At 66.6% G+C, this 25,365-nt stretch carries 20 protein-coding genes, 1 tRNA gene and 1 riboswitch; of the genes, 8 read left to right on the top strand and 13 right to left on the bottom strand.

Translation table 11 applies throughout. The features are described 5' to 3' along the window. The first annotated feature begins 33 nt into the window (after nt 1-33). From SAMIE_RS14855 to SAMIE_RS14820, 8 genes are all read left to right on the top strand, one after another. A complete protein-coding gene (locus SAMIE_RS14855; protein WP_066702326.1) occupies nt 34-1,869 on the top strand; it encodes a M24 family metallopeptidase in 1,836 nt (611 codons plus the stop codon). Continuing rightward, nucleotides 1,866-2,270 carry a hypothetical protein gene (locus tag SAMIE_RS14850; protein WP_066702328.1) on the top strand — a complete coding sequence of 135 codons (405 nt, stop codon included), beginning with the start codon at nt 1,866-1,868 and terminating at the stop codon, nt 2,268-2,270. The genes SAMIE_RS14855 and SAMIE_RS14850 overlap by 4 nt, the downstream gene beginning before the upstream one ends. Then, the gene (locus SAMIE_RS14845) at nt 2,267-3,865 is read left to right on the top strand and encodes a GMC family oxidoreductase (RefSeq protein ID WP_066702332.1); all 1,599 of its coding nucleotides are present in this window, start codon (nt 2,267-2,269) and stop codon (nt 3,863-3,865) included. Before SAMIE_RS14850 ends, SAMIE_RS14845 begins: the two co-directional genes overlap by 4 nt. Further along, a complete protein-coding gene (pip, locus tag SAMIE_RS14840; RefSeq protein WP_066702336.1) occupies nt 3,862-4,830 on the top strand; it encodes a prolyl aminopeptidase in 969 nt (322 codons plus the stop codon). Before SAMIE_RS14845 ends, pip begins: the two co-directional genes overlap by 4 nt. Before the next feature lie 91 nt (nt 4,831-4,921). Next, the gene (locus SAMIE_RS14835) at nt 4,922-6,436 is read left to right on the top strand and encodes an aldehyde dehydrogenase family protein (protein ID WP_066702340.1); all 1,515 of its coding nucleotides are present in this window, start codon (nt 4,922-4,924) and stop codon (nt 6,434-6,436) included. A 46-nt stretch (nt 6,437-6,482) separates the two neighbouring features. Further along, complete coding sequence (locus tag SAMIE_RS14830; RefSeq protein ID WP_066702343.1) at nt 6,483-7,775, top strand: MFS transporter; 1,293 nt, start codon at nt 6,483-6,485, stop codon at nt 7,773-7,775. A 131-nt stretch (nt 7,776-7,906) separates the two neighbouring features. Then, nucleotides 7,907-7,983, top strand: a riboswitch (cyclic di-GMP riboswitch). A 122-nt stretch (nt 7,984-8,105) separates the two neighbouring features. After that, complete coding sequence (locus SAMIE_RS14825) at nt 8,106-9,242, top strand: hypothetical protein (RefSeq protein WP_066702346.1); 1,137 nt, start codon at nt 8,106-8,108, stop codon at nt 9,240-9,242. Between the two features lie 65 nt (nt 9,243-9,307). Continuing rightward, nucleotides 9,308-10,897: a ShlB/FhaC/HecB family hemolysin secretion/activation protein gene (locus tag SAMIE_RS14820; protein WP_066702348.1), complete on the top strand. Its 1,590-nt coding sequence runs from the start codon at nt 9,308-9,310 to the stop codon at nt 10,895-10,897. A gap of 86 nt (nt 10,898-10,983) precedes the next feature. On the opposite strand, the gene SAMIE_RS14815 is transcribed toward SAMIE_RS14820, so the two are convergent. The 13 genes from SAMIE_RS14815 to SAMIE_RS14755 form a co-directional block, all read right to left on the bottom strand. Next, nucleotides 10,984-11,059 (bottom strand) — tRNA-Phe (locus SAMIE_RS14815). A gap of 49 nt (nt 11,060-11,108) precedes the next feature. Continuing rightward, entirely contained in the window at nt 11,109-11,303 is a 195-nt protein-coding gene (gene yacG, locus SAMIE_RS14810) for a DNA gyrase inhibitor YacG (protein ID WP_066702350.1), read from the bottom strand. After that, the gene (locus SAMIE_RS14805; RefSeq protein ID WP_066702355.1) at nt 11,293-12,282 is read right to left on the bottom strand and encodes a ribonuclease; all 990 of its coding nucleotides are present in this window, start codon (nt 12,280-12,282) and stop codon (nt 11,293-11,295) included. Before SAMIE_RS14805 ends, yacG begins: the two co-directional genes overlap by 11 nt. A gap of 3 nt (nt 12,283-12,285) precedes the next feature. Continuing rightward, nucleotides 12,286-12,858, bottom strand: coding sequence for a Maf family protein (locus tag SAMIE_RS14800; RefSeq protein ID WP_066702358.1), 573 nt, complete (start codon nt 12,856-12,858; stop codon nt 12,286-12,288). A 13-nt stretch (nt 12,859-12,871) separates the two neighbouring features. Continuing rightward, on the bottom strand, nt 12,872-13,090 hold the full coding sequence (gene infA / locus SAMIE_RS14795) for a translation initiation factor IF-1 (RefSeq protein WP_003049127.1): 219 nt from the start codon (nt 13,088-13,090) through the stop codon (nt 12,872-12,874). Nucleotides 13,091-13,149: 59 nt separating this feature from the next. Beyond that, on the bottom strand, nt 13,150-14,427 hold the full coding sequence (locus SAMIE_RS14790) for an adenosylmethionine--8-amino-7-oxononanoate transaminase (protein WP_066702361.1): 1,278 nt from the start codon (nt 14,425-14,427) through the stop codon (nt 13,150-13,152). A 72-nt stretch (nt 14,428-14,499) separates the two neighbouring features. Continuing rightward, complete coding sequence (locus SAMIE_RS14785) at nt 14,500-14,919, bottom strand: DUF4168 domain-containing protein (RefSeq protein WP_066702363.1); 420 nt, start codon at nt 14,917-14,919, stop codon at nt 14,500-14,502. Between the two features lie 198 nt (nt 14,920-15,117). After that, the gene (locus SAMIE_RS14780) at nt 15,118-17,157 is read right to left on the bottom strand and encodes a M13 family metallopeptidase (RefSeq protein WP_066702370.1); all 2,040 of its coding nucleotides are present in this window, start codon (nt 17,155-17,157) and stop codon (nt 15,118-15,120) included. A 103-nt stretch (nt 17,158-17,260) separates the two neighbouring features. Further along, on the bottom strand, nt 17,261-17,893 hold the full coding sequence (bioD, locus tag SAMIE_RS14775; protein ID WP_066702375.1) for a dethiobiotin synthase: 633 nt from the start codon (nt 17,891-17,893) through the stop codon (nt 17,261-17,263). Next, the gene (locus SAMIE_RS14770; RefSeq protein ID WP_066702378.1) at nt 17,890-19,014 is read right to left on the bottom strand and encodes an 8-amino-7-oxononanoate synthase; all 1,125 of its coding nucleotides are present in this window, start codon (nt 19,012-19,014) and stop codon (nt 17,890-17,892) included. Before SAMIE_RS14770 ends, bioD begins: the two co-directional genes overlap by 4 nt. Before the next feature lie 187 nt (nt 19,015-19,201). Then, nucleotides 19,202-21,163 carry an alpha/beta hydrolase family protein gene (locus SAMIE_RS14765; RefSeq protein ID WP_232037269.1) on the bottom strand — a complete coding sequence of 654 codons (1,962 nt, stop codon included), beginning with the start codon at nt 21,161-21,163 and terminating at the stop codon, nt 19,202-19,204. A gap of 136 nt (nt 21,164-21,299) precedes the next feature. Further along, nucleotides 21,300-23,423 carry a sodium-translocating pyrophosphatase gene (locus SAMIE_RS14760; RefSeq protein ID WP_066702385.1) on the bottom strand — a complete coding sequence of 708 codons (2,124 nt, stop codon included), beginning with the start codon at nt 23,421-23,423 and terminating at the stop codon, nt 21,300-21,302. A 230-nt stretch (nt 23,424-23,653) separates the two neighbouring features. Then, on the bottom strand, nt 23,654-25,105 hold the full coding sequence (locus tag SAMIE_RS14755; protein ID WP_066702388.1) for an ATP-binding protein: 1,452 nt from the start codon (nt 25,103-25,105) through the stop codon (nt 23,654-23,656). Nucleotides 25,106-25,365 lie beyond the last annotated feature (260 nt).

The raw sequence follows: 25,365 nt of genomic DNA, 5'->3' as shown, positions 1-25,365 counted from the left end.
GCGCCGACACCGATTATCCCGAACGGACGCAAAATGATGTCGAACCTGATCGCCCTGCAAAGCCGGCTGGCGCAAACCGACTGTTCCGCGCTCCTGCTCCCGTCGTCAGACGAGTTTCTGAGCGAATATGCGAGACCCCGCGACCGGCGGCTGAGCTGGGTGAGCGGCTTTACCGGTTCGATGGGGGCGATGATCGTCGCGCGGGACGCTGCGGCGATATTCGTCGATGGCCGCTACACCGAACAGGCCACGCGGCAGGTGGATAGCGAGCGGGTCGAGGTGTGCGGTTTCGGGATCGCCGCGCAGGTCGCCTGGCTGCAGTCCCGGCTGGGAGCGGGTGCAACGCTGGCCATCGACACCCGCCTGCACAGCGAGCAGGAGCTGCGCCGGCTGAGCGACGCGCTGCGGGACGCGCGAATCGAGCCGGTGCTTCAGCCGCGTAACCTGATCGACGAGGTCTGGCTGGACGGGCGGCCGGAGGACAGCCGCGCCTCCGTATTCGACTATGACGTGCGCTATGCCGGGCTGCCGCGCGAAGAGAAAATCGCGACGGCGCGGTCGCGGATCGCCACGCGGGGGCAAAGTCTGCTGGTCGTGGCCGACCCCGAAGATGTGGCGTGGCTGCTGAACATCCGCTCGAACGACAGCCGCGAGGCGCTCGCCCGGCAATCCTTGTCCGATCCGGTGTCGCAGTTCCGCGTGCCCGTTCCCCTCTCCCGCGTGCTGCTTCCGGCGGAAGGCGCTCCGCTCTGGTTCATGGACCGGTCGCGGCTCGAACCCGCGCTGATCGCGGCGCTGGAGGGCATGGTCACGATTTGCCCGCCCGACGATTTCGATGCGGCGCTGGCCCGGCTGGCGGAGGGACAGAGGGTGGCGGCCAATGTGCGCCGGACGAACCATCATCACGCCACGATCGTCCAGTCCGCCGGGACGCTGGAAAATGACGCGGGCGTCGTCGCGGCGCGCGGCATCAAGCATGAGAATGAGATTGCCGCAGCGCGCCATGGTCACAAGGTGGACGCCGCGGCGGTCATCCGTTTCCTCGCCTGGCTGCAGGACAGCGTCGGCAAGGGGACCGTCACCGAACTGGACGCCGCCGAAAAGGTCACGCGCATCCGGGCGGAGCATGAGGAGTATCTCGGCCCGTCCATGAGCAACCTGAGCGCCAGCGGGCCGAACGCGGCCCTGCCCCATTATGTGCCTTCGCCCGACACCAACCGGGTCATCAACGATCATCCGATCTACTGGCTGGATTCGGGCGGGCAGTATCTGGGCTGTTCGACCGACAATACGGTCTGCTTCGCGGTCGGCGAGCCGGAACGCAAGCATGTGCTGGCGCATACTCTCGTGGTCAAGGGCTGGCTCGCGCTGGGACGTGCCCGTTTCCCCGAGGGCGTCGATTCAAGCCAGTTGGACAGTTTTGCCCGGCAGCATCTGTGGCATCATGGCATGGATTTCCGTCACGGCACGGGCCATGGCGTCGGCAATTTCATGAACATCCACGAGGTGCCGCATATCCGCCGGGAAATCGACCATCCGGCAATCGCGCCGATTGTCGCGGGCATGATCATTTCGAACGAGCCGGGCTATTATGAGGAAGGCGATTTCGGCGTGCGGATCGAAAGCCATATCCTTGCGGTGCCATCGCAATTTCCCGGTTATCTGGAGTTCGAGACGCTTTCCACGCTTCCGCTCGACCCGAACCTTGTGGACGAGACGCTGCTCGACCGGAGCGAAGCCGAATGGCTGGCCGCTTACCATGACCGGCTGGTGGACGGTTATCGGGACATGCTCGATGGCCCGTCATTGACGTGGCTGGAGAATATCGCGGGCAAGTTCCGGGCCATGGCGCTGGCCAAGGGCGCATGAGCGGTGGCCGGCATGATCCGCAGGAGGCGCAGGCCGTGACGCATCCCGTCGCCCTATTGCTGTCGCACTTTGGCGACGCCTTCAACGGACAGCGCGTCGACGAGATGGCGCGCTGCTACACGGACGGTTTCGCGGCGGTCGTCAACGGCGCGTTCGTCGACCGCGCGCCCTATCTCGAATCCAGCGTGCAGCTCCTTGCCGCGGGATATCGCGACATCCGTTTCGCGCTGCGCCAGTGCCGCGACCTCGGCGCAGACATGTTCCTGGCGGATGGCACGACCTTCGTCATCGACCCCGAAGGCGTGGAGCGCTGGTCCATCTTCTCGATCCTTTGCGTGGACGAAGGGCAAGGCCTGCAATTTTCCTATACCCATTCCTCGATGCCGGTGCCCGTGTCATGAGCAGACAGCATTTCGACTATGTCATCGTCGGCGGCGGTTCGGCGGGGTGCGCGGCGGCCGCGCGCCTGATCGCGCAGGGTGCGGGCACGGTCCTGCTGATCGAGGCGGGCAAGGATGTGCGCACCCTCGAAACCCGCATTCCCGGCTTCGTGCGGCAGGCGATCGGCAAGTTCGACTGGGGGTATGTGTCCGAACCGGACGCAAGCCGGCAGGGCCGGTCGGAGGGATGGGCGCGGGGGCGCATTCTGGGCGGCAGCAGCGCCATCAACGGCATGATGTTCGTTCGCGGCGCACCGCAGGACTATGACCGCTGGGCCGCGATGCAGAATCCCGGCTGGGACTGGGAGTCGGTCGCGCCGATATTCCGCGACATGGAGACCAGCGACCGCCCCGGCCCGGCACGCGGCCATTCCGGGCCGCTGAATGTCCGGACGGTGCGCAGGCCGCATGCGCTGACCCGCGCGTTTCTGGATGCCGCCGCCAATGCGGGCTATCCGATCAACGACGATTATAATGCAGGGGACCAGAGCGGTTTCGGGCTGGCGCAGCTTTCGCAGCGGCGCGGCATCCGCAACAGTTCGGCGGACGCTTTCCTGTCGGCCGTCCGCGACCGGGACGCTTTCACCCTGTGGGACGAGTGCGACGTCCAGCGTATCCTGTTCAGCAACGGCAGCGCCACCCATCTGGTCTGTTCAAGGCGGGGGGAGGAAATCCTGGTCGGCGCGGACAGGATCATCCTGAGCGCCGGTGCGGCGGGAACGCCCAAGCTGCTGATGCAGTCGGGCGTCGGCGATCCGGACGAGCTGGCAGCCTTCGGCATCTTCACCGCCATCGCCTCCCGAGAGGTAGGCAGGAACATGATGGAGCATCCGCTGGTCCGGATGGTGTATGAAACGTCGGTTCCGTCGCGCAACATGACCGGAGGTATCCGGCAGTCCATCGGCGAACTGGCCGATTTCCTGCTGCGCGGAGAAGGCATATTGGCCGGCGCCTTCGAAGCCGCCGGTTTCGTGAAGAGCGACGAGCGGCTGTCCGCGCCCGACATCCAGTATCATTTCCTGCCGCTGGGCATTCTCGATCCGGTCACCCATGCCGATCCGCTGCTCAAGCGGCCATCGCTGACCATCTACGCCAATCTGAGCCATCCCGCCGGACGCGGACGCATCACGCTGGCGTCGGCAGATCCGGCGGCGGCCCCGCGTATCATGCCCAATCTGCTCGGCGGCGGCGAACAGGACGTCAAGGCGCTGGCCGCCGCGATCCGCATCGCGCGCCGGATCATGGAGGCCGATCCCATGCGGGGGCTGGCAACGAGGGAACTGACGCCGGGGGCGGATTGCGGGGACGAGGCTGCGCTCATGAATCATGTCCGCGGCAATACGGAGATCGCCTATCATATTTCGGGCACCTGCCGGATGGGAAGCGATCCGGACGCGGTCGTGGCGCCCGACCTTAAACTGAACGGGGCCGATAATATCTGGGTCGCCGATGCATCGGTGTTTCCCGACCTCATCAGCGGCAACACCAACGCGGCCTGCATGATGATCGGATCGAAACTGGCCCTGCAACTGTCCGGCGGGCAGACCGGCCGATGAGGTCGCTGTATCCCGAAATCCAGCCGGGCGAGACAGGCTATCTCGATGTCGGCGACGGGCACCGGGTCTATTATGAACGCTGCGGAACGCCCGGAGCCAAGCCGGCGATATTCCTGCACGGGGGACCGGGGACCGGCATATCGCCCCAGCATCGCAGGCTGTTCAATCCGGACCGTTATGACCTGATCCTCTTCGACCAGAGGGGGTGCGGGAAATCGACGCCTCATGCCTCGGTCCGCTGCAACACGACATGGCATCTGATCGAGGACATAGAGCGTCTGCGCGCCATGTTCGGTTTCGACAAATGGCTCGTTCTGGGCGGCTCATGGGGATCGACGCTGGCGCTGGCCTATGCGCAGACGCATCCCGGCCGGGTCAGCGAACTGGTCCTGAGGGGCGTTTTCCTGGGCGATCAGGCGAGCCTCGACTGGTTCTACCGCTTCGGCGCTTCGGAAATCTTTCCTCACCACTGGGCGGCCTTTTCCGGCGCGATCCCGCCGGAGGAGCGGAACGACCTCATCGCCGCCTATGATCGCAGGCTGACGGCGCTCGAAGGGGCGGCGCAACTGGAAGTGGCGCGCGCATGGAGCCAGTGGGAAGCGGCCACGGTGTCGCTGCTCCCCGATCCGGCGCGCGAGGAAAGCGCACGGGAAGCGGACTATGCCCGCGCGCTGGCGCGGATCGAAACCCATTATTTCGTCAACAGATGCTGGTTGCGGCCCGATGCCCTGCTGAAGGACGCGACCCGGCTCGCCGACATTCCCGGCATCATCGTGCATGGCCGATACGACATCTGCTGTTCGGCCCGGAACGCATGGGAACTGCACCGCCGCTGGCCGCTGTCCGAACTGCATATGATCGAGGACGGCGGACATGTTTTCTCCGAGCCGGGCATTACCGACCGGCTGATCCGCGCGACCGACCGGTTTGCCGGCATTGCTGAAATTCCGTCGCCAACGAACTGATGGCCAAAACGAACTGACGGGGTGTCGAACGGAGTGGGAATGGCTTTGCTAGGTCAACGCTGATGCCGACGGTTCAGGAAAGATGGGTGCGATGATTCAACAGACGACTGTCCCAACGCCAGTTGAAGAACGCCTTTCAATCAAAGACCTGACGCCTGTCGAACCCTATATCGACGGGCGGTCGTCGCCATCCTCGTCCGAGGATCGCTTTTCCACCTATAATCCCGCCAATGGCGCCAGGCTGCTCGACATCGCGCATGGTTCGCAGGCGGACGTGGACCGGGCCGTCCGTGCCGCGCGCCTCAGTTTCGAGAAGGGCGCGTGGCGCAACGCGTCCCCCGGCGAGAAAAAGGCCGTCCTGATGCGATGGGCGGAGCTGATCGCGGATAACGCCGCGCATCTCGACCGCCTCGACGCGCTGGAGATGGGCAAGCCCGTCAGCCTGCCTGTGTTCAATGCGAGAATCGCGGCGGGCTTTCTGCAGTTCAACGCCGAAGCGATCGACAAGGTCGCCGGAGACGTGCTGACGAGCGACAGCCTGTCCACCGTCATCCAGCCGCGCGGGCCGCATGGCGTGGTCGCGGCGATCGTCCCGTGGAATTTCCCGACCTATAATTGCATCCTCAAGCTGGCCCCGGCGCTGGCCGCAGGCAACAGCGTGGTTCTCAAACCCTCCGAATTCTCGTCGCAGTCCGCCATGATGCTGGTCAGGTTCGCCCATGACGCAGGGCTGCCCGAAGGCGTGCTCAACATCGTTCCGGGCTGCGGCCATATCGTCGGTCGCGCGCTCGCCGAACATATGGATGTGGACATGGTGACGTTCACCGGATCGTCCGCAGTCGGCAAGCTCATCATGCAATATGCAGGCGCGTCCAACATGAAGGTGGTGGGCGCCGAATGCGGCGGAAAGTCGCCCCAGATCATCTTCGACGACGGGATAGATGCCGACAGGATCGCCCATTATATCGCCCGCACGATCGTCACCAATCAGGGGCAGGTGTGCAGTTTCGGTTCCCGCATCCTTGTGCAGGACAGCCTGCAGGCGGCGCTGGTTGAGAAGATCTCCGGCTACCTCGGCGAGATCGTTCCGGGCGACCCGCAGTTTCCATCGACCACCTATGGCCCGCTGGTGTCGGCAGGACAATTTGCCAAGGTCACGGATTTTGTGGATCAGGCGCAGGCGCAGGGCGCCAGACTGGCCCATGGGGGCCGCCGGCTGCTGGAGGAAACAGGCGGATATTTCATCGAACCCACCATCGTGACGAACGCGGCGGCCGACAGCCCGATCGTGCAGGAGGAGGTGTTCGGGCCGGTCGTGACGGTGCTTCCCTTCGCCGATATGGAAGAAGCGATCCGGCTGGCGAACGGCACCCGCTACGGCCTTGCCGCCTATATCTGGTCGACCCGCGCGGCGACGGGTTTCCAGATGGCGAATGCGCTGCGGACCTCGGTGACGGTGGTCAATGCCGATGCTGTCGCCAGCACCGGGCCGGGCTTCGCATTTTCCGGCGAGCCGTCCGGCCTCTCCGGCGTCGGCGTGGAAGGCGGCGTAGCGGGACTGGAGGCCTATCAGCGGCGCCAGACGCTCTGGTTCAATCACGGATAGGCGGATGAGGGGAGCCGCCTCTGCCGGTCCCGAGGAGGACGCCGGGGTGGCAAGACCGCCAGCGGAGGGCGGCGTTCCGGCGCGTCTCAGCCGCTTCGGGAATATCTACGTGCTCATCCTTCTGGTGGCGATCAATATCGTCAACTATGCGGACCGGACGCTGATCTCCGTCCTCGCGCCCGCCATCCAGCGCGAACTGTCGCTGAGCGACACGCAGGTGGGGGCGATCACCGGGCTGGCCTTCGCCCTGACCTACGGCATGGCCGGGTTGATGATCGCCCGCTGGGCGGACCGCTACGGCCATGCGCGCGTGCTGGTGACGGCGGTCGCGGTGTGGAGCGTCATGTGCCTGCTGACCGCGCACGTCCGCTCGTTCGCCCAGCTCTTCATCGTCCGGCTTGGACTGGGCATCGGCGAATCCGGTGCCGCGCCCGCTTCGCTGGCGTTGATCCATGGCGGCTTTTCGACGCGCGCGCGCCCCATTGCCTTTGCGATATTCTCGGCCGGAACGACGGTGGGGATCGGGGCGGGGGTGGCGCTGGGGGGATGGCTGGGATCGGAATATGGCTGGCGCAAGACCATGGCGCTCATGGCGATACCGGGATTGCTGCTCGCCCTGCTCTTTGCGGCGACGGTCAGACAGCCGGCAGCGGCGGTCACGCGACGGTCGGGAGCCGGCGGCTCTGTCCTGTCCGTCATATCGGGCATCGCCACGGACCCGCTGCGCCGGTCGCTGACATGCGCCTATGCCTGCGCCAGCTTTGCCTATGCAGGGTTCGCGCAATGGGCGCCGACCTTCTACATGCGCGATCATGGCATGAGCATGCGGGAAGTCGGGGCGACCTATTCCGTCACCTCGTCGGGCGGCGCGCTGTTCGGCATCCTGCTGGGCGGCATTGTCGGTGGCCGGACGCTGGCGCGCAATCCCGCGCTGGCGTTGCGCCTGTGCGGTGTGCTGGCGCTTTGCGCCGCGGCGGCCAGTGCGTCGGCCTTTCTCGTTGCGGACCGGTCGCTGTCGCTGCTGCTCTTCGCCCTGTTCGGGGTCGCGGCGGGAGCCACCTATGCGCCCACAATCGCCATGTTTCAGGAGCACAGCCCGGCCAGCACGCTCGCCTTCGCCAATGCCGCCATGCTGCTGGTGGCCGTCATCTTGGGGCAGGGGTTCGGCCCCTTTTCGATCGGCCTTGCCAGCGATATGCTGCACGATGGCGGCGTCGGAACGCCCCTTGCCATGGCGCTGGTGATCGCAAGCGCTTCGCTCCTGTTTTCCGCCGGTTTCCAGTTTGCCGCTTCCCGCGCGATGCGGCGCAAAAGCGCGGTTCCGCAGACGGAAATCTAGGTAGCGTTGAACACGGCAGGGCAGGAGCGGCACGCCCAACTAATTGTTAATTAACCATCATTCTTGCTCCAACAATCTGTTTCATTGAACTTTTTCTTCCGCGGCGGGTTAGCGGCGGAGGATCAGGAAGATCCCGATAAAGGCAAACCGGCGGTGACGCCGGGACGCAAAGCCTCCGGCCTTGGTGCAAGGTAGCGGGGCTGCCGAAGGACCGTGGTTCGATGGAAAAGCGCCCTATCGTACGACCATTGCGCAAACCTCCAACCTGCCGTCGCCGGGCAGCTCCTCCTGCCGCGCAGCCGCGCGTCCGGACCAGTCAGGAGAAGCCCAATGTTTTCCTTCGATCGGACATCATCTCACGGTAAATTGCTGGCCCTTTCGGCCTGTTCGACCTTCGCCCTGCTGCTGAGCGCCTGCGAAAGCAGCGGCGGCCTGCGCGTCGCCAGTGTCGGGTCGGGCGCGCCCGGCGCGGGAAGCGGCGGATCGGGTGGCGGATCAGGCACTGACAATGGCGGCGGCGCAGGCGGCGGCACGGGTGGCAGTGGCTCGGGCGGTAGCGGCTCTGGCAGCGGCGGTTCCGGCAGCGGCGGTTCCGGGTCCGGGACGGGCAGCGGCGGTTCCGGCACCGGTGGAACGACAACCACTGCTGGCCTGCTTCAGCAGGTTTCGCCGGTGCTCACCACCGCCGGCAACGCCGTGCTCGCCGTCTCCGACGGGCAGGGCAATGTCACAACGCCCGTCGCCACCGCTCTTCCCATATTGCAGCCCGTCACCGGCACGATCACGCGCGTCCTGAACGATACCGGCACGGTGCTGGTCGATGCGGGCGCGGGCCGAACCCTGCTCCTCCAGGGCGCGCAGGGCGTCGTGGGCGACGTCGTTTCGATCGACGTCGGCGGTCGGACAGTGACCAGCGGACTCGACGGCACTGCGGGCGCGGTCGGCGTCGGGCTGCTGGGCGATACCCAGCCGACCGGCACCGTGGCCAGCGTGGGCGTGCTCAATGCCGGGAATACGGCACTGGCGAGCGTCAACGGCATAGCGGACGTGCGCGTGACCAATGTCACTGCGCCGACCGGCGGCGTGGCCGACAATCTGCTGAACGTCGCGCTCGGCAGCAATCAGCTTCTGGGCAGCGGCGATCCCGCGCTGGTGAATGCCAGCCTGCTGCCCAATGGCATCGGTTCCACCGGCGCGGGGAGCGCGACGGGTGCGCTTGCCCCTGTGACATCTGTGGTTCAGCCGGTGACATCCGTGGTTCAGACTGCGGGAGCGGGGGTCACATCCACCGTGCAGGATGTAACCGGCGGCGCCCTGTCGCCGCTGGGCGTCAGCGCCGGGGCGGGGGCGTCAGCCGGGACGGGAGCCACTGTCACGACCGGTTCGGGCAGCCTGCTTGCGCCGGTGACGGGAACGGTCAGCAATACCGTCACCACGCTGACGGGCGGGCTGGGCCTGCACCACTGACCCATCGACCGGGGCGCGCCGACCGCGCGCCCCGGCTTCGCCGCTATTTATCGCAGGAACGTTTCATGCTCCTTGTCCTCGCCGCGCTGCCCGCGCCTGCGGCTGCGATGCCGCCTTCGACATTGTCGCCGCCCCTCATCCAGCAGGGCGAGCAGCCTGCCGCGCCCAACATTCCCGAAAAGGCCAATGGCGCGCCGCTTCGGGGCGACGTCGCCGTCGATGCGGACGACAGCAGCGCGGCCATTCGCGGCATCGACTTTGTCGGCGTGGACGCGCCCGAACGGGTCGCGCATGCCGCGCGCCAGTTCCTCGGCCGCCCCGCATCCCGCCAGACGCTTGCCGCGCTCGCCCGCGCGATTTCCGACGCCTATGCGAGGAGCGACATCGCCCTCTACACCGTCGCCATTCCGCAGCAGGATCTGTCGACCGGGCAGGTCAAGGTGCTGCTGGCCGAAGGGTTTGTGGAGGACATCGTCTATCCAAAGGGCGCAAGTCCCCTGATCCGGGCCTATGCAGAGCGCATGCGGGCGGAAAAGCCGCTCAGCCGCCGCGCGCTGGAGCGTTATCTTTCGCTGATCCGCGACATTCCCGGAGCGAAGGTCGACGTCGCGCTGGAACGGGGCACGAAGCCCGGCGGCGTCAAACTGGCGATCACACCGGCGCGCAAGCGCTTCGACGTCAGCTTCGGCATCGACAACCGCACGCAGAGCGGCCTTGGCAGCGGGCAGCTCCGCGCCACGGCGCAGGCCAACAGCCTGCTGCGCGACGGCGACCGGACCGATCTGGTGATGCTGGGCGCGACGGACCTGCGGCGTTACCAATATGTCGGACTCAGCCATCAGACGCCGCTGGGGTCCGACGGCCTCGCGCTGGGTCTCTCAGGATCTTGGCTGCGCACCCGGCTCAAAAATTTTCCCGTCACGGGGGAGGCGAAAAGCCTCGGGCTTTCGCTCAGCTATCCCGTCATCCGCAGCTATAGGCGCAACCTGACGGTCAGCACGGGACTTGACGGTCTGGACAGCGATGCGGCGCTTCTTGGTGCGGTGCTCTCTTCCGACCATATCCGCGCCGTCCGGGCAGCGGCCGGCTATTCGGCCATCGGCGACAGGGATGTGCTGACAGCAGGCCTCACCCTCAGCCGGGGACTCGACATATTGGACGCGCGCGGGACGCCGGGCTTTGCCGATACCGTCTTTACCAAGGTCACGGCCCGCGCGGGCTATGACCGGATGCTGGGAAAGCGCTTCGTGGGCCGCCTGCGCATGACGGGGCAATATAGCGCGGACCGGCTGGCGGGCAATGAGAGGTTCGCGGTCGGCGGGGCGGACTATGGGCGCGCCTTCGACACCGCTTTGCTCAGCGGAGACCGGGGCGCTGCGGGTTCCTTCGAATTCGCCTATCGCCCGGAACTGGGGAAGCCGCTCAAGGGCACCGAAGTCTACGGTTTCATCGACGGGGCCAGCGTCCGGATCAACCGCCGCACAGGCTTCGAAGGCCGCGACTACAGCCTTGCCTCGGCAGGCGGCGGCGTGAGGCTGGCCTATGCGTCCAAGGCGTCGCTGGGTCTGGAGGGCGCGCGCGTCATCAAATCTCCCTTTGCGGGCGTGGGCGACTGGCGTTTCAATGTGAGCTGGTACTGGAAGCTGAACCGATAGGAAGAAGGCGAAGGCATCGCCGGAATGGACGCGCGCCGAGTGAGCGGCAATCATGCACGTCACGCTCCGGCATCGCTCTTGAAAAATGGTGCCCGGGGACGGAGTCGAACCGCCGACACTGCGATTTTCAGTCGCATGCTCTACCAACTGAGCTACCCGGGCACGGGCCTTCGGGCGAACGGGCCGCCGGATGGAGGCGTGCCTATAAGCGTCAATCCGCTTCGCTGTCCAGCCCTTCGCCGTCATTTTTTTGGAAGCCTGCGGCGGCCGATGCGCCGGGCACGCGATAGCCTTCGCCCAGCCATTGCAGCAGGTCGCGGTCGCGGCAGGCGGGGCTGCAAAAGGGGCGGGTGGCGGCCTGTGCGGGCTGGCCGCAAATGGAGCAGGAGGCGGGTTTAGGCGACATGGCCCGCCGATATGGCGAGGGCAGGGTCGGCCTGCAAGCCGATCTCGCCACCGCGCCGCCGCGCCAGTTGCTCGATCCAGTCGGTGCGCTTGCGCAACAGGCCGATGATGGCGGGGGCGGCCGTGATCGTCGCCGCGCCGCCCCGGCCATGCCGTTCCGCCCGCCGCAGCAGCGCAAGGGCCGCCGTCAGCACCGGATCTTCGCGCATCAGTTCCATGAGATTCGCCCGCTCGCGCTTGCGGATGATCTGGAGGAAGCCGAAGCCGTTTACGGCGGTGCGCTCAAAGGGGAGGGGCAGATATTTGTCGATCTGCGCCGCCGCGATCATCCGCTCGTCCTTGTTGTTCATCGTCGGCAGGTCGATGCCGATGGAGCCGCTCAGCCCCATCCGCCGGACCGTCTGCGCGGCGAGCTTCGCGCCCTTGGGACCGAGCTGGGCCGGCGGGAGCGATCCGTCCACGTCGATCAGCAGCATCGCGGGCGTCAGATAGAGGCGCAGGGCCGCCGCTTCGGTCCCGACTTCCCCGCTCATCGCTTCTTCGAGCAGTTCGCTCCAGCCATGCGCTTCGAGCCGGTCTTCCTCATGCGCGGGGCAGGGAATGACCAGAGTGCCGGTGGCGCGGATGCGCTGGAGCAGGCTGGGGCCGGGATGCGGCTTGACGCCGGGCTGCGCGGCCCGCGCCTTGGCGCGCTTGGGGCGGCCTTCCTCGGGCACGGCCTCGCGCAGGATTTCGACGAGGACATTGGCCCCTTCCGCAAGACGGGGCGGCAGCGGTTCGAGCAGCGCTTCCTCGCCCGACACCAGTCGCACGATGCCGCGCTTCTTCGGAATGACGGTGGCGATGAGGCGGCCCTGCACCACGGCGCCCGCGCGCGCCGCGTCGCTCTCCCGCTCGACCAGCGCCTCGACCAGCCGGCCATGTTCGATCAGCGCGGCGCGGGCCTCGCCAATCCCTTCTTCGTAAAGCCATTCGGCCATGGATCAGTCCAATAGATAGCCCGCTGCCTTCAGCAGCGCGCGGGTTTCGTAGAGCGGCAGGCCCATGATCGCGCTGTGGCTGCCCTGGATCGCGCGGATGAGTCCGGCGGCCCTGCCCTGAATGGCGTAGCCGCCCGCCTTGCCGCGCCATTCGTCGCTGGCGATGTAGGCGTCGATCTCCATGCGGTCGAGCCGCTTGAAGATGACGACATTGGTCGACAGCCGATGGCGCGCGCGTCCTTCCGCGTCGATGAGCGTGATCGCGCTCAGCACGCGGTGCCGCCGCCCCGACAGAAGCGAGAGGCAGGCGCGTGCTTCCTCCTCGCTCTCCGCCTTGGGGAGGATGCGGCGGCCTGCCGCCACGACCGTGTCGCCCGACAGGATCAGGGCGCCGGGATGACGCTGCGCCACCAGCGCCGCTTTTTCGGCAGCGACACGCGCGGCGTAGAGCGCGGGCAGTTCCGCCTTGCGCGGCGTTTCGTCGATGTCCGCCGGATCGACGGCATCGGGAGCAACGCCGATCTGGCCCAGAAGGTCGAGCCGTCTGGGAGACGCAGAAGCCAGAATGAGCCGCATCCCGATGTGCGGCTTATTTGAAGCGATAGGTGATCCGACCCTTGGTCAGGTCGTAAGGCGTCAGTTCGACGAGCACTTCGTCGCCGACCAGCACACGAATGCGGTTCTTGCGCATCTTGCCGGCTGTATGGCCAAGAATTTCGTGATCATTTTCCAGTCGCACGCGGAACATGGCGTTGGGGAGAAGCTCCACAACCTGTCCGCGCATCTCAAGCAGTTCTTCTTTGGCCATAATATCCCGGATGTGCGTAAAATCGCGCCGCCATAGCGCCAAATGGTGCAAAATGAAAGTCAGGCGTGCGGGCCGAAGATTTCGCCCGCATCGTGCAGCGCCGCGAAGATCGCGTCGAGCTGGGTCGCGCCGATGCAATAGGGCGGCATGATATAGATGGTGTTGCCCAGCGGGCGCAGCAAGAGGCCGCGCTCCATGAACCAGGCGCGCAGCCGTGGGGCGAGGTCGGAGAGATAGCCTGCGTCATCGGTCCGCAGGTCGATCGCGGCGATGGCGCCGAGCTGACGGGGGTTGGCGAAGGCGGGATGGCCCGACAGGCGCGCCATCCGTTCGGCGATGGCGTCTGAAAGCCCGGCGATGCGCGCCAGCACATCGTCTTCGCGCCAGATGGCGAGGTTGGCGGCCGCCGCCGCGCAGGCGATGGCGTTGGCGGTATAGCTCGACGAATGGTAGAAGAGCCGCGCGCGGTCGGTCGAGCGGTGCGCTTCGAAGATCGGCGCGCTCGCCAGCGTGGCCGCAAGCGGCAGCGCGCCGCCGGTGATCCCCTTTGCGACCGGCATGATGTCCGGGACCACGCCCGCCTGTTCGCAGGCGAAGAGCGTGCCGGTGCGGCCCCAGCCCGTCATCACTTCGTCGGCGATGAACAGCACGCCATGGCGGCGGCAGATGGCGGCCATTTCGCGCAGCAGGTTCGCCGGATAGACGAGCATCCCGCCCGCGCCGAGAATCAGCGGTTCCACGATGAAGGCGGCGGGACGCTCGGCGCAGGCGGCTTCGAGCGCGTCGAGGCATGCCTGCTCGGAGCCGGGAGCGGGAAAGGGGACGGTGCCGACATCGAACAGCAGGGGCGTCCATGCCGCATTATAAACGCCGCGTTCGCCCACCGACATCGCGCCGATCGTGTCGCCATGATAGCTGTGCTGCATGACGAGAATGCGGTGCCGCTGCGGCTGCCCGATATTGTGCCAGTATCCCAGCGCCATCTTGAGCGCGACTTCGACGGCGGTCGATCCGCTGTCCGAATAGAAGACATGGGCGAGTCGCGGCTGACCGTCAAAGCGCGGCGCGATGTCGATCAGGCCTCGCGCAACCTCTTCCGCCGGGGCGTGGGTGTAGCCTGCGAAGATGAGCTGATCGAGGGTCGCGGCCTGCCGCGCGATGGCGGCGGCGATGCGGGGTTCGCAATGGCCATGGGTTGTGACCCACCAGCTCGAAATGCCGTCTATCAGCGAACGGCCGTCAGTGAGATGCAGCAATGCCCCGCGCGCGCTGGCGACAGGGGGGATCGGCTCATCGAGACCATGCTGGAAGAAAGGATGCCAGACCGGAGACGTCATGGCCGATGCGCTTATCGCGCAAAAAGGGGGAGGCCAAGAGCCTCCCCCGAATTAGCGGATCACTGTGCCGGGTTATTGGGCCGGGGTCGCCGGAGTGGCGGGGGCCGCCGGTTGTGCCGGGGCCGCTGCCGGAGCGGCGGGCGCGGCAGCCTGAATGCGCTGCTGAAGCGCGGGGTCGGCTGCTGCGGCCTGACCGATCTGGTTGAACTTTTCAGGCGCGATGCCCGATGCCTGAAGCGCTGCGACCATCTTGGGCTGCTTGTCGGCGTCGGAGATCGAGGCGTCCTGCTGAATCTTCGTCACTTCGACGGCGGCGGCTGCGAACTGCTTGATGTCGGCGTCGCTGAAATTACCAGCCTCTGCCGCAGGAGCGGGAGTCGCCGCCGGAGCGGGGGCTGCCGCAGGCGCCGCCTGGGCGAATGCGGGGAATGCGGCGAACAAGGCGGCCGATGCGATGCCGGCTTTCAGAAATTTGCTGTTGAGACCCGTCAACGTTCTTCTCCTCTTCGATCACACACTGAATATCAGACGGACAAGCTGGGAAATCCGTTCCGCCGGGGGAAGGGCGGAACGGCGAGTCGTGCGATTCAGGGGATGACGAGTCGACAAAATGCAGCACGCCGCGCCACGATAACGGTTCGTGGAACGGCGTAGGGGCCGACGACGGACGCGCCGACCCCCTTCCAGATGCTACCAGATCTTCACGCGATCTTTGGGCGCGAGATAGATCTTGCCGCCGGGCGCAGGCTTGAACGCGCCATACCAGCTATCGAAATTGCGCACGATGTCGGCGCGATATTGCGACGGGGCGTGCGGATCGGTCACGAGCCGCTGGCGCAGGTTCGCCTCGCGATAGTTACGCCGCCACACCTGTGCCCAGCCGAGGAAGAAGCGCTGGTCGCCGGTTGTGCCGTCGATCACCGGCGCCTTCTTGCCTTTCAATGACGCATGATAGGCGTCCAGCGCGACGGCAAGGCCGCCCAGATCGCCGATATTTTCGCCCAGCGTGAACGCCCCCTTCACATGCGATCCGGGGAAAGGCTCATAGGCGTCATATTGTTTCACCAGCTTGCCCGTCAGCTCCTTGAAGTTGGCGACATCCTGATCGGTCCACCACTGGTTGAGCTTGCCGGTCTCATCATATTTCGCGCCCTGATCGTCGAAATGGTGGCTCAGTTCATGGCCGATCACCGCGCCGATGCCGCCATAATTGACCGCCGGGTCGGCATGGGGATCGAAGAAGGGCGGTTGCAGGATCGCGGCGGGGAAGACGATCTCCACCATGCCGAAATTGGCGTAGGCGTTGATTTCCATCGGGGTCATGCCCCATTCCCAGCGGTAGATGGGCTTGCCGAGCTTCCCGACATTATAGTCGAACTCGAAAGCGCTGGAGCGCATCGCGTTGCCGAGCAAGTCGTCGCGGCGGATTTCCAGCCCGGCATAGTCGCGCCACTTGTCGGGATAGCCGATCTTGGGCGTGAAGGCGGCGAGCTTTTTGTGGGCGCGGGCCTTGGCGGTGGCGCTCATCCACGGCAGCGCGTCGATGCGGCGGCCCATGGCGGCGAGCACATTTTTGACGAGGTCGTCCATCGCCGCCTTGGTTTCGGGCGGGAAATATTGGGCGACATAGACCTTGCCCACTTCCTCGCCGAGCGTTTCCTTGAGGAAATCGACGCCCTGCTTCCAGCGTTCCGACCGCTGCGGCGTGCCTGACAGGGTGGTGCCGTAGAAGGCGAAGTCCGCGTCGGCGATGCTGTCGGGCAGATAATCGGCATAGGTGTGGAGGCTGGAGAGCAGCAGGCCGTCCTTGAGCACCTGAAGCGGCGCTTTGGCGATGAGCGCGGCTTCGCCGGTGATGGCGCTGGGCTGCGCCACCAGAAGGTCGGCGGGCCTGAGGGCGTTGGCGGCGTAATAGGCCGCGAAGTCGAAGCCCGGCGCGGACTGCGCGAGCTGGGCCAGCGTCATCTTGTTATAGGTCTTGTCGGCGTCGCGGCTGTCGATCTGGGTCCAGTGGACCTTCGCCACTTCGGTTTCGAACGCCATCAGCGCGGCGGCGCGGGCTTTCGCGCCGCTTTCCCCGGCCAGCGTCAGCATCTTTTCCAGATGCGCGACATAGGCGGTGCGGATCGCCGCCATCTTGTCGCCCGCGTCGAGATAATAGTCGCGGTCGGGCAGGCCGAGGCCGCCCTGCATCATCGAGAGGATGTAGGTTTCCGGGTCTTTGTCATCCTGTCCCACATAGAAGCGGAAGGGACCGCCTATGCCCTGCCGGGCGGCCTTCGCCGCGACCTTTGCATAGGCGTTTCTGTCGGCGATGTCCCGGATTTCGCCGAGCCACGGCTGAAGCGGGGCAAGTCCCCTGGCTTCGACCGCGGCCTTGTCCATGAAGCTGGCATAGGCGTTGCCGATCTTGCTCGACGGGTCGTTCTGCGCGGCTTCCAGGATGCCGCGCGTGCGCTTCTGCGACAGTTCCTCCAGCACGGTGAACGCGCCATAGTTGGACTTGTCCGCCGGAATGGGCGTGTTCTTCGCCCATGTGCCGTTGGCGTGATCGTAGAAATCGTCGCCCGGCTTTACCGACCGGTCCATGCCCGCCGTGTCGAAGCCGTAGGTGCCGTAGGTCGCCTTCGCGGGCGCCGGAGCGGCGGGCGGGGCGGCCTGTTCGGCGCTGGCGGAGGTGGCGGCGAGCGCGAGTGCGCTGACGGCCGCGTGGAGGAAAAGGCTCTTCATCTGTGCGTCCCTTGCAAGTCCCATGAAGCGCGCGCTGGCGCACGGGGGATGATGCGGACTTGAACGCCCGTCAAACATCGAAGTCCATGTCGTTGGTCGAAATTTATCGACCGTTGAAAGTTTCGGAAAGGTCGATGTGCTGCGCGAAGGCGGCGGCCAGAGTGGCGGGGGTCAGCGGGTCGAGCATCGGCAGTCGGCCTAGCGAGGGAACGCCGCCAAGCTGCGGGATGATCCGCTCATTTTCCGCATGCGGATCGCCGATGAAGGCGATGCCCGCGACCGGAATGTGGCGGGCCTTCAGCGCTTCGATGCTGAGCAGGCTGTGGTTGATCGTGCCGAGCGCAGTGCGGGCGCAGAGGATCACCGGCCGTCCCCAGTGGGCGAAGAGGTCGATCATCAGCAGTGTCTCGCCGATCGGCACCATCAGGCCGCCCGCGCCCTCGACCACCAGAGGCCCGTCGACCTGCGGCAGGGCGAGCCGGTCGAGTTCGATCTCCACCCCGTCGATCCGCGCGGCGAGGTGCGGCGAGGCGGGCGTGGTGAGGCGATAGGCTTCGGGCAGGATGCGGTGCGGCGGGAGGCCGGACAGGGCGGCGACGGTTTCCCTGTCGCCTTCGGGATCGACGCCCGCCTGGATCGGCTTCCAGTAAGAGGCGCCGAGCGCGCCTGCGAGACCGGCGGCGAACACCGTCTTGCCGATGCCGGTATCGGTTCCCGTGACGACGAGGACGGTCATGCGATGATGCCCTGCAGCGCTTTCCCGAGCGCGGCGACATCGGCGCGGCTGGCGTTGAGCGTCAGGGAAATGCGCAGGCGGCTAGTCCCGGCGGGCACGGTCGGCGGGCGGATGCCGCGCACGTCGAAGCCCGCCTCCTGCAGGGCGGCGGCGGCGGCCATGGCGCGGCTGTCATCGCCCAGAATGACGGGCAGGATCTGGCTGCGCGGGGCGGGCAGGCGCAGCGGGGCGCAGATCGCCTCTGCCGCGTCCTGCCGCAGCGTCTTGAGCCGATCGCGCAGATCGTCCGCCTGCTCGATCCGGTCGAGCGCGGCGGACACGGCGACCGCCATCAGCGGCGACGGCGCGGTCGAGAAGATGAAGGCGCGGGCGCGGTTGATGAGATAGTCGATATGGGTGCGCGGGCCGCAGATCAGCGCGCCCTCCGCGCCCATCGCCTTGCCACAGGTGTGGAGGGTGATGACGTTGTGGAGGCCGTCGAGTCCCGAGGACAGCCCCCTGCCGCCCGGACCGAAGACGCCCGTGCCATGCGCTTCGTCGAGCAGCAGCATCGCGTCGTGCACCGCCGCCAGCCGGGCGAGATCGGTAAGCGGGGCCATGTCGCCGTCCATCGAATAGAGCGTTTCGACCGCGATCCAGACCCGCCCCTTGCCGCCTTCGGCGCGGAAGGCGGCGATGAGATCGGAGAAGCTCTGCACGTCATTGTGGCGGGCGAAGACGGCGGTCGCCTTGCTCATGCGGATGCCGTCATGGGCGCTGGCGTGGATCAGTTCGTCCGCGACGATCAGGTCGCCGCGCTGGGGCAGGGTGGAAAACAGCGCCAGATTGCCCGCATAGCCATTGGCGACGAACAGGGCGGCCTGGGTGCGGAAGAAGTCGGCGGCCTTCGCCTCCAGCCCTTCATGTTCGGGCGCATTGCCGCGCAGCAGCCGCGATCCGCCAGATCCCAGCGGCACGCCGCGCGCCACCGCGTCGGCAACGGCCTGCGCGATGAGGGGATCGCCTGCAAGGCCCAGATAATCGTTGGAGGCGAAGTCGCGCCCGGCGCGCGGGCTGAGCCGGCGGAGCCGCCCGCGCTGTTCCAGTGCGGCAAGCTGGGACCGGAAGGGTTCGGCAGTCATGGGCGGCGCTATAGGCCCGCCCGACCCCGGCGGCAAGGCGGGCGGAGCGGGTGCCGGTGACGGCGCGCTTTCCCCTTAGCTTCGCATATTTCCCGCAAGTTTTGACATAAAGTTACGCGGCGCCGATCCTATCGGAAAGCGGCACCCTGTTTGTAGAGGGCCAACTCCCGTTAGGACAGCGGGCCGGTCAGGCCGGGTTGTGGGCTTTGAGGAAAGCGTCGAGCTGCTGGAGAAATTCCACTCTGTCCGCCTGCCGCGTGAAATGATGGTCGGCGAGCGGCTGTTCGATATAGATATAGTCGCGGCCCGCCACCTTGCCCGCGTCCTTCAGCCGGTCGGCCATCATGCGCGACTGGCTGACCTGCACCCGGCGGTCCTTCCTGCCGTGCATGAGGAGGATGGGGGTGGAAAACTGCGCGGCGAAATTGACCGGAGACACCGCCGAAAAATCGGGCGCCTGTTCCTTCAGCCAGTCCTTGCGCGAGGCGCTGTTGAGGAAGCGGCTGTCGTAGCGGGTCATGGCCCCAAGGTCCGACACGCCCGCATAGGACACGGCGCAGCGATATTTCGATCCGTTACGCTGGGCGGCGCGCATCGCGGCATAGCCGCCATAGGAGGCGCCGACCATGCAGACGCGCCCGGCGTCGGCAATGCCTTCCTTCACGGCCCAGTCGACCGCATCGTCGAGGTCGTCCTGCATCGCGAGACCCCATTGGCCTTCTCCCTTTTCGGCGAAGGCGACGCCATAGCCCGACGAGCCGCGATAATTGGGCTGGAGCACAGCATAGCCGCGCCAGGCGAGGAACTGCACCCACCAGTCCCATTCCTCCGCGTCGCGTGCGAAGGGGCCGCCATGGGGCATGAGGATGAGCGGCAGCTTCTTCGCTTCCCGCCCGGCGGGCAGCGTCAGCACGGCGGCGATGTCGAGGCCGTCGCGCGCCTTGTAATGGATGGTCTTCACCGGGCCGAAATGCGCCTTGGTGGGGAAACGGTCGCTGACGCGGGACAGCAGGCTCATCGCACCGGCGGACGTGTCGTAATAATAATAGGCGCCGGGCTGGTCGGCCGATCCGACATGCACGATCATCCGCTGTCCGTCGCGGCTGGTCGATACGATCCGGGCATGTCGGTCGCCCACCGCCTTGTCGATGTCCGCCTGAATCTTCGCGAGGTTGGCGTCAAACCAGTGGACCGACGGCGCGTCGGCGACATAATGCACCCCGGCAAGCCCCGTGCCCGCCGCATCTTCCTCGACCGATCCGATGTCGAAGCCCGGCGCGTCGAACAGCTTCTTGCCCAGTTCCAGCGTATCGAGATTGAGTTCGTAGAGCGCTTCGGTTCCCTCATGCGCGTCGCTGGCGATGGCGCGGGACGGGTCTGCCGTGAAGAGAATCGGCGCGATCAGCGTTTCACTGCGGCGGCGGTTCGCGCGGTCCACGATGCGGAAGCTGCTTTTCCCGTCGGGCCGGTAGAGGAGCTTGGCGGTGCGGGTGGCGTCGTTATAACCGACGCCCATCCGGACAGCGCCGGTCGCATCGGCATACCAACTCCGCACAAACTCGCGGGAGGGAACGACATTTTTGCGCCTGCCCGTGCTGACGTCCACTTCGTCGACCTGCGGCCAGAAGCCGGGATCGGAATAATAGATGGAGCTTTGATAGGCGAGCAGGATGCGCGGCGTGCCGTCGCGCGCGGTCCAGATCACGTCGCCTGCATTCTGTGCCGCCACATCCTTGGCGAGCAGGTTCATCTTCGATCCGTCCTGCCTGACGCTGACCACGCGGCTGATCGACCAGGGGGTGCCTTCGACATTGGATTCGGCGCCGATGCCCGCGATCAGCCATTCGTCATTAACCCAGCGCCACCAGTTGAGATCATTTTCGCCAAGCGCGAAGGAGCGGACGGGCTTGCCGCCGACGGCGACGTCCGCGACGATCAGCTTCTGCTCGCCGTTGACCGCCACGCGGCTCGCGATCCGCAGGCCGTCGGGCGACAGCGCGGGCGCGTCCATCATCGGCAGGGTCGCGAAATCTTCGAGCGTCCAGGTTTGAGCGGCGGGCGCGGGCGGCGCGGGTGCCGCCGTTTGCGCCATTGCCGCCATGGTCCACAGGCTGACACACCCAGCCAGCAGCGCGATCGACCGTTTCATTCACTCCCCCGAACGGATCATTTCCCCGCGGTCAAACTAGGCGGGATTTCGCCCGGGGTCATCCCGAATTTTGTGCCGGAACAGGAGTTTGCAGGAAAAGGGCCGCATCGGCGGAGCGGCCCCTCCTGCCTTGGCCTTATGCCCCGTGCGCCAGCGCGGCGAGGAGGAGCAGGGCGACGATGTTGGTGATCTTGATCATCGGATTGACTGCCGGGCCTGCGGTATCCTTGTAGGGATCGCCTACCGTGTCGCCCGTCACGGCCGCCTTGTGGGCTTCGCTGCCCTTGCCGCCATGATGGCCGTCCTCGATATATTTCTTGGCATTGTCCCACGCGCCGCCGCCCGAGGTCATCGACAGGGCGACAAAAAGCCCCGAGATGATGACGCCCAGCAGCAGCGCGCCCAGCGCCGCGAAGCCGTTGTCGGTGCCCGCGACCGCCGCGATCACGAAATAGACGAGGATCGGGGCCAGCACCGGAAGGAGCGAGGGGACGATCATCTCCTTGATCGCGGCGCGGGTGACGAGGTCCACCGTGCGGGCATAGTCGGGGCGAGACGTTCCTTCCATGATGCCTTTATTGCTGGCGAACTGGTCGCGCACGTCCTTCACCACATCGCCCGCCGCGCGGCCCACGGCGGTCATGCCCATTGCGCCGAACAGATAGGGCAGCAATGCGCCCAGCAGCAGGCCGACGATGACATAGGGGTTGGAGAGGCTGAAATCGACCGGCGCGGTGAGGCCGAGAGCCGAATTGTAGAATTTCAGATCCTCCGTGTAGGCGCCGAACAGCACCAGCGCGGCAAGGCCCGCGGAGCCTATGGCATAGCCCTTCGTCACCGCCTTGGTCGTGTTGCCCACCGCGTCGAGCGCGTCTGTCCTGACGCGGACGCTGTCGTCCATATGGCTCATTTCCGCGATGCCGCCGGCATTGTCGGTGACGGGACCATAGGCGTCCAGCGCCACCACCATGCCCGCCAGCGCCAGCATCGCGGTCGCGGCGAAGGCGATGCCGATGAGGCCCGCGAGCTGATGCGCGACGACGATGCCGACGACGATGACGAGCGTCGGCAGCGCGGTCGCTTCGAGGCTGATGGCGAGACCCTGGATGACGTTGGTGCCATGGCCGGTTTCCGAGGCTCTGGCGATGGAGCGGACCGGACGATAGTTCGTGCCGGTATAATATTCGGTGATGACGACGAGCAGGCCAGTAACGGCAAGGCCCACCATCATCGACCAGAACAGCGCCATGCCGGTATAGCCGCCCACCCCGTCGAGGTCCGCGCCGAAGACGGCGTTCATGTCGCCCAGCACCTGCGCCGTTACATAATAGATGGCCGGGATCGAAAGGATGGCGGTGGTCCAGAAGCCCTTGTAGAGCGCCCCCATGATCGACTGGCTGGCGCCGAGGCGCACCATATAGGTGCCGACGATCGAGGTGATGATGCAGATGCCGCCCACCACCAGCGGCAGAGCCATGAGCCGCAGCAGGAAGCCGTTGTCCACGCCGGTGACGAGCAGGGCGGTCAGCACCATCGTCGCGCCCACGGTCACGACATAGGTTTCGAACAGGTCGGCGGCCATGCCCGCGCAGTCGCCGACATTGTCGCCGACATTGTCCGCGATGACGGCGGGGTTGCGGGGGTCATCCTCCGGAATGCCCGCTTCCACCTTGCCGACGAGGTCGGCGCCGACGTCCGCCGCCTTGGTGAAGATGCCGCCGCCCAGCCGCGCGAAGATCGAGATGAGGCTGGCGCCGAAGGCCAGCGCGACGAGGCTGTCGATGACGAGCCGGTCGTCGGGGGCATGGCCTGCGGGGCCGACGAGATACCAGAAGAAGACGCTGATCGCGAGCAGGGCGAGGCCCGCCACGAGCATGCCGGTGATCGCGCCCGCCCGGAAGGCGACGGTGAGGCCGCTCTGCAGCGAGCCGCGCGCGGCTTCGGCGGTGCGGACATTGGCGCGGACGGAAATGTTCATGCCGATGAAGCCCGCCGCGCCCGACAGGATCGCGCCGATGAGGAAGCCGATGGCCGAGGTGAGGCCGAGGAAGAGGGCGACCAGCACGGCGACGACCACACCGACGATGGCGATGGTGGTATATTGGCGGCCGAGATAGGCCTTCGCGCCTTCCTGGATGGCGCCGGCGATCGCCTGCATGGTGTCGTTGCCGGGCGATGCGCTCAGCACCTGACGACTGGTGAATAATCCATAGAGCACGGCCAGCAGGCCGCACCCTATCGCAATGATGACGATGTCCATGCTTGTTCCTCTCCCCCTTCTGTTATGAAATCATCGCGCGCTCCGCAGGGAATGACGGACGGGCGAAGGGCAGGCAGGCGGGCGGCCGGACAGGAACAGTCCGGCGCAGGGCACCGCGGCAATCAGCATCGGGGCATGGCACAGGACACGCGCTCCAGCCGGCTGAGGATCAGGCGAACGAAGCTACAGCCCTGACCGCCCGCGTCAAGATGGCGGCGCGACGAGGGAGGTCAGCCGTCCGCCGCCGCGGTGGAGAGGCCGAGGCCCGGCACGCCGATGGAGCGCTTCCCCGAGAAATCGGTGCGGGCGACGATGACGCCGAGCTTTTCCATATAGTCGATGAGGCGGCGGACGCGGCCGGGCGAGCTGGTGCCATAGGCGCGGGCGAGGCAATGGTCGTCGGGGCAGGGCCGCCCGTCGAGCGCAGCGCGGGCGATGAGGAGGAAGGGCGCGAGCATATCCTCCGGCACGGGCGCTGCGGCCTTCAGCGCATCCTGCCAACGCGGGTCGTCGGCGTCGGCCATGCCCGCCTGCGCCATGGCGAAGCGTTTGCGGAAGGCGGGGAGGTCGAGCGGCGACTGTTTCAACCCCCTCATGCGGCAGCGGACGCCGAAATCCTGATAGAGGGTCGCGACCGAAGGGGCGGCGTCGCCGAGGTCGGCGACGATCTCCTCCAGCACGGCGACGACGACCGGCTCGTTCTGGGCGAAATCGAGTTCGGGCGCGGCGGGTTTCGCCTGCGGGGCGTCGGCGAGCTGGCGCATGATGTCTTCGGCCGGGCGCGGCGGGGGATCGGCGCGCGGCGGGGGAGGCGGCAGCGCATCCTCCGCTGTTCGGGCGAAGAGCAGTTCCTGAAAATCCTCGCCGGTCGTGACCGGGGGCGGCATCAGCTTGTGCGATCCGCCGCGCGTACCGGTCCTGACCGCGCCGATCCGCACATTGACCGGGCGGCGGGCGATGGCGGGACCGAGGCCGAGGAAGCGCCCGCGTTCGAGGTCGCGTATCTGTTCGGCCTGCCGCCGTTCCATGCCGAGCAGGTCGGCAGCGCGCGCCATGTCGATGTCGAGGAAGGTGCGGCCCATGAGGAAGTTCGAGGCTTCCGCCGCGACATTCTTGGCGAGCTTGGCGAGGCGCTGGGTGGCGATGACCCCGGCAAGGCCGCGCTTGCGGCCCCGGCACATGAGGTTGGTCATGGCGGCGAGGGAGAGGCGGCGCGCCTCGTCCGACACGTCCCCGGCGGCGACGGGCGCGAACATCTGCGCTTCGTCGACCACCACCAGCGCGGGATACCAGTGGTCGCGCGGCGCGTCGAACAGGGTGGAGAGGAAGGTCGCGGCGCATTTCATCTGCGCTTCGAGTTCGAGCGCGTCGAGGCTGAGCACCACCGAGGCGCGATGTTCGCGGATGCGGGCGGCCATGCGGACGATGTCGCGTTCATTATGGTCGCCCGCGTCGATGACGACATGGCCATATTCGTCCGCCAGCGTGACGAAGTCGCCTTCCGGGTCGATCACCACCTGCTGCACCATGGCGGCGCTTTCCTCCAGCAGGCGGCGCAGGAGGTGCGACTTGCCCGAACCCGAATTACCCTGAACGAGCAGGCGGGTGGCGAGCAGTTCCTCCACGTCGACCGTCACGTCCTTGCCGTGGCTGTCGGTTCCTATGCTGATGCTGGCGGTCACGCCCGGCTTTTGGCGCGGCGGGGCGGGGAGCGCAAGGGCGGTGAGGCGACATCGGCGCAACAGCCGAAGTTCACACCGTCGTCGAGGGGGCGGGAACGCAAATCCGCCATTTTGTGCGAACGGCGGCAGCGCGACGCGCCGCCCACGCGCCTGCGAAGCGACACCGGCGCGCCACAGTCGCGACACAGACGCGACGCCAGGGGGGCCGGGGCGCGGGCTTTTTCTTGACCGTCCGGTTGCTGCGATGCAGCATCGGCGTC

It is taken from the genome of Sphingobium amiense (genome assembly GCF_003967075.1).
Taxonomy (GTDB): Bacteria; Pseudomonadota; Alphaproteobacteria; order Sphingomonadales; family Sphingomonadaceae; genus Sphingobium; species Sphingobium amiense.
Note: the sequence above shows the minus strand (reverse complement) of the source record. Positions and strands in the feature narration are given on the sequence as shown.